A 4,453-nucleotide genomic window follows, 5' to 3' on the forward strand; every position below is an offset into this window, starting at 1 on the left:
ACTTCTATATCTTACCACATAGAAATAGCAATGGATAGAATATTTGTTCGTGTTTTATGTTTAATACGCTTTGCCGGAATTTCCTATAACGTTTTTGTATTCACGAACCTTCACTGCCTTAAGTGACCGGAGGGAACGGCCGCGACGCGGTTAGGCTGTGCAAGGTTGTCCGGCTGAATAATCTTCTCTGCTACTGAATTAGCTTCTTCGAAACCTCATCTTCCTGCTTCGGCCGGAACCAAGGAGCGATAGCGACGCAGCGTGAATACTGTGTTATCCGATGTCACTGGCTTCTTAGAATCGCTATCAAAATCCCTTTAATATCCCTTCAATAATTTCGATTTTTTCAGTATCCTTCTTATTTCTTGTCGTTGTTCTATATCCATCTTTTACTGATCTATTGTATACATTGTGATATTGATCAAGTCTTAAAAGTTTATATCTTATGCCCTTATACTCCCGTTGTTCAATTTCCTTAATATTAATTGCAGCATATTCCTGTAGATCTTCAATATCAGAGAATCCGATTTTGTGTTGTCCATTACTAAACTCGTGTTCATTCTTATCAATTAGTTTATATCCTTGATCTTCCATTTCGCACTTAAGATCTTTCCATCTTTCTTGCATGAACTCTAAAGGAATTAATAAATCAATGTCTTTAGGATTAAAAGATTTTCTTGTTAAAATTTCTAATCCAAGCGACCCATAAAGCAATGGACTTATTTCGAACTTTTCATTTAAGTTCTTCGCAATAACTAAAAAATGATCAAATAATGATTGAGTCATATTATCTTCTCCAATGTTTTAGTATTCTCTATTGTTTTCAAGGTTTCAGTGATTTCGGATAACGTTTTTGTATTCACGAACCTTCACTGCCTTAAACGACCGTAGGGAGTGGCCGCGACGCGGTTAGGCAGTGCAGGGTTGTCCGGCTGAATTGGCTTCCCTGCTACTGAAATACTCCAATCGAATCCACTTCTTCCTGCTTCGGCCGGACCAAGGAGCGATAGCGACGCAGCGTGAATACGGTGTTATACGAAGGATCTGACTTCTTTGAATTCTCCCTCAAACGCTCTTTAGATTTTAAATCGATCTTTTATCATGTCTGCTACTTTTTCTGGTGTTAAATTCGTGTTATTAATCTTCATATAATTCGATTCTTCAAATTCCCCTGGAAGCGAATTTAGTCTGTGATTTTCCATTGTTCTTAAAAGATCACTTTCAGATTGTTCGAGATTTTTTTTAGTCGGTTTATGTAACAAGCGATTTTCAGTTTTATTCCGTTCTAATCGCACTTTTACATCAGCTTCAAGTTCCACTAAATAAACAGATCCACCCTTTGATTCAAATGTGTTAGTCAAATTTTCAATGTACTTCCAGTCTTCTGGTAAATCCAAAGCCCAAACAAATGTGAATATTAATCCTTCTAAGTCACTGGCAGCTACTTCTTCAAATATTTCTTTTCGGAATAGTCCAACTAAGCGCTTTCCCGATTTGCTTCCATAACTAAAAAAATGAGACACAAGTTCGATTGTCATATGGTTATGAAATAGTTTTAGATCCGTTTTTCTTTCTAACTCTTGGCCAACCGTCATTTTTCCAACGGCTTGAGGACCGAATATGATCACCAGTTTCATAAGAATCCTTTCTGAAGCAGAATTAATATTCTTGAAATTTGCACTTAATTGGTTTTCAGATCTTTCGTATAACGTTTTTGTATTCACGAACCTTCACTGCCTTAAACGACCGTAGGGAGTGGCCGCGACGCGGTTAGGCTGTGCAAGGTTGTCCGGCTGATTATGCTTCCTTGCTATGAATCCACTTCTTCGAAACCTCTTCTTCCTGCTTCGGTCCGGACCAAGGAGCCGGAGGCGACGCAGCGTGAATACTGTGTTATACGCAGTAGCTGCCTTCCTGATTTACTTACAATATTCTTCTAAATTCCATAATGCATTATATATTGTTCATTAATTAAAGCTTGCTCCGCAAACTTCATTAATCCTTCAATTTCATTTAAGTATACTCTTTTAGCGATTTTGATTCGTGTTTCTTCCCAAAATGTATCACCGTTCTCTTCTTCTCGCCAAACTGTAGGCCCTTTAAAATTAATGATATCAGGTGCTTCAAGAATTAATTCACACCATTTCCCTAAGATTTTAAGTAGTTTCTCTACACCTTCTTTATGTATGAATGTCACACCATAGTAATTGAGTCCGTGTCCAGCAACTTTAGATTCTGGATTGAATGTGGGTATCCAATTAAGAATATCAAAGATATACAAAATAATGTCATCTGGAATCTCAACTTTATTCTTCCATGTATTTCGATTGTGATAGTACCAATCAATACGATCGCTAATTTGGAAGTCATTCGGCAGTAAAAAGAATTCATGATTTAAACTCATAAGATCACCTGGGAGTAAATATCCCTATTATTTAATTGATTTGCAGCTATTGCGTATAACGTTTTTGTATTCACGAACCGTCACTGCCTTAAGTGACCGAAGGGAACGGCCGCGACGCGGTTAGGCAGTGCAGGGTTGTCCGGCTGAATTAGCTTCCCTGCTACTGAATCATCTTCCCCCGAGACCACTTCTTCCAGCTTCGGCCGGACCAAGGAGCGATAGCGACGAAGCGTGAATACGGTGTTAGATGATGCTGCCTCTTCTTCGAGTTCACCTTCAAATCGCTCTTTACATGTTTAATATAAATCCTGTCTTTTTGCCTTTAATAAATCCTGTTCTTTCATAAAAGTTATGTACTTCTTCTCTTTTAGATCCAGTCATTAACATCAATTTATAACAATTCATTTCTTGGCTTATCAGTTTGGCTTTTTCTAAAGCCAACTGGCCAAAGCCTTGTCTCCTATAATCCTTATGTGTTATTACATTCTCTATTAATCCATACGGTCTTGCATTCCTAGTCAGGTTTTTAATGATTACCAGTACACAAGATGCAACAATTAATCCATCATGTTCAACAACTATTATATTCATATTCATATCATCTAAAATATCATTCCAGTGATTAGACAATTCTTGACCTCTGATCAATTCGGGATCATCTGGTTGAAGGAACTTATAAAGTAATAAGAGGTCATCCAATTCATCTACATGAATTAATCTTGCTTCAGTCACTTCAAAGCACCTGCTTTCAAAATTGGGGTTAGGCAGTTTCATCTAACGTTTTTGTATTCACGAACCCTCACTGCCTTAAGTGACCGGAGGGAACGGCCGCGACGCGGTTAGGCAGTGCAGGGTTGTCCGGCTGAATAATCTTCTCTGCTACTGAATCATCTCCTTCGAAACCTCTACTTTCAACTTCGGTCCGGACCAAGGAGCCGGAGGCGACGCTGCGTGAATACGGTGTTATGTGATGTCATTGCCCTCATCGATTTGCTTTCAAAGGCCCTTTAATAGATTTATGACTTCTTTCTTATTTCTAACGACATAAGGTACTCTACGATAATTTCTTACAATTTCAATTACTCTTTCAATATCATATTGATGATTCCATCTAATCATCATTGCACATAAGTTTCTAACCGACTGCTTGTAATTCCATGGTCGTATGCCTGTTCGAGATAAGATAAATCTCTTGATGATCCTATAATCTCTTCTAAATACATTGGGGTTAAGTATAAAAACTGCATCGGCATTTTCGATTGACTTTAGTGTCCAATCCTTATACTGGACACCTTCTACTATCCATGAAGTTGAATCTATTATAGATTTAAAAGTCGCATTTCTTAGTTCCTCAGAGAATTTGAGATTATCTGCACTTCGATCCCAAATAATATTATCGATCTCATAGTACGGAATTTCGTACATTTCTGACAATTGCCTTGCCAATGTTGATTTGCCACTTCCACAAGAGCCAATAATCCGAATCCTCATTGGACCCCCCTAATTTTTGGGATTTGTGCATTGCAATGATTTCACATAACGTCTTTGTATTCACGAACCTTCACTGGCTTAAGCAGCGAATCTGATCTAGCGAAGCGATCAGATAGCCGGGTCGAAGACTTAGCCCGTGCAAGGTTGTCCGGCCAACCATCCCTTTCCGGCCGGACCAAGGAGCCGCTTGGCGACGCTGCGTGAATACGGTGTTAAGTGTTGTCCTTGGGGGGACATCCTCGAGCTCCTTTCCACACTTTCAATCCTTCCGTTTCCGTATGGAAACTTTCCATTGTATCTTCGAGTATGCCCGACTGGCTTCCAATTTTCAGTTTCCGTATGGAAACTTTCCGCTGTGCACTGGCTTGCATTGTCAATGTCGTTCCCGAATGGGAACTTTCCTCTATGCCTTAAATAGTCCTTTTACATTCTCTGGTTTTTGCTCTTCCCCCCAAGGATTTCACTTAACGTTCTTGTATTCACGAACCTTCACTGCCTTAAGTGACCGAAGGGAACGGCCGCGACGCGGTTAGGCTGTGCAAGGTTGTCCGGCTGAAT

General features: G+C 39.4%; 5 protein-coding genes. All 5 read right to left on the minus strand.

Annotation, left to right across the window (positions count from 1 at the left end; genetic code table 11):
- Positions 1 to 306 precede the first annotated feature (306 nt).
- The gene (locus HFP08_RS28595; RefSeq protein ID WP_168124044.1) at positions 307 to 786 is read right to left on the minus strand and encodes a hypothetical protein; all 480 of its coding nucleotides are present in this window, start codon (positions 784 to 786) and stop codon (positions 307 to 309) included.
- Positions 787 to 1,076: 290 nt separating this feature from the next.
- Positions 1,077 to 1,637, minus strand: a complete 561-nt coding sequence (locus tag HFP08_RS28600) for a DEAD/DEAH box helicase family protein (protein ID WP_168124048.1) — start codon at positions 1,635 to 1,637, stop codon at positions 1,077 to 1,079.
- A 299-nt stretch (positions 1,638 to 1,936) separates the two neighbouring features.
- On the minus strand, positions 1,937 to 2,404 hold the full coding sequence (locus tag HFP08_RS28605) for a coagulation factor 5/8 type-like protein (protein WP_168124045.1): 468 nt from the start codon (positions 2,402 to 2,404) through the stop codon (positions 1,937 to 1,939).
- Positions 2,405 to 2,692: 288 nt separating this feature from the next.
- The gene (locus HFP08_RS28610; protein WP_240941936.1) at positions 2,693 to 3,136 is read right to left on the minus strand and encodes a GNAT family N-acetyltransferase; all 444 of its coding nucleotides are present in this window, start codon (positions 3,134 to 3,136) and stop codon (positions 2,693 to 2,695) included.
- A 264-nt stretch (positions 3,137 to 3,400) separates the two neighbouring features.
- Positions 3,401 to 3,895: a P-loop NTPase family protein gene (locus tag HFP08_RS28615; protein ID WP_168124047.1), complete on the minus strand. Its 495-nt coding sequence runs from the start codon at positions 3,893 to 3,895 to the stop codon at positions 3,401 to 3,403.
- Between the last annotated feature and the right edge of the window lie 558 nt (positions 3,896 to 4,453).

This window comes from Paenibacillus sp. HB172176, from assembly GCF_011947265.1.
GTDB lineage: Bacteria > Bacillota > Bacilli > Paenibacillales > Paenibacillaceae > Pristimantibacillus.

Coding starts and splice junctions, on each gene's coding strand:
- HFP08_RS28615 (WP_168124047.1), bottom strand. CDS start 3,895: ATGAGGATTCGGATTATTGGCTCTTGTGGAAGTGGCAAATCAACATTG.
- HFP08_RS28595 (WP_168124044.1), bottom strand. CDS start 786: ATGACTCAATCATTATTTGATCATTTTTTAGTTATTGCGAAGAACTTA.
- HFP08_RS28605 (WP_168124045.1), bottom strand. CDS start 2,404: ATGAGTTTAAATCATGAATTCTTTTTACTGCCGAATGACTTCCAAATT.
- HFP08_RS28600 (WP_168124048.1), bottom strand. CDS start 1,637: ATGAAACTGGTGATCATATTCGGTCCTCAAGCCGTTGGAAAAATGACG.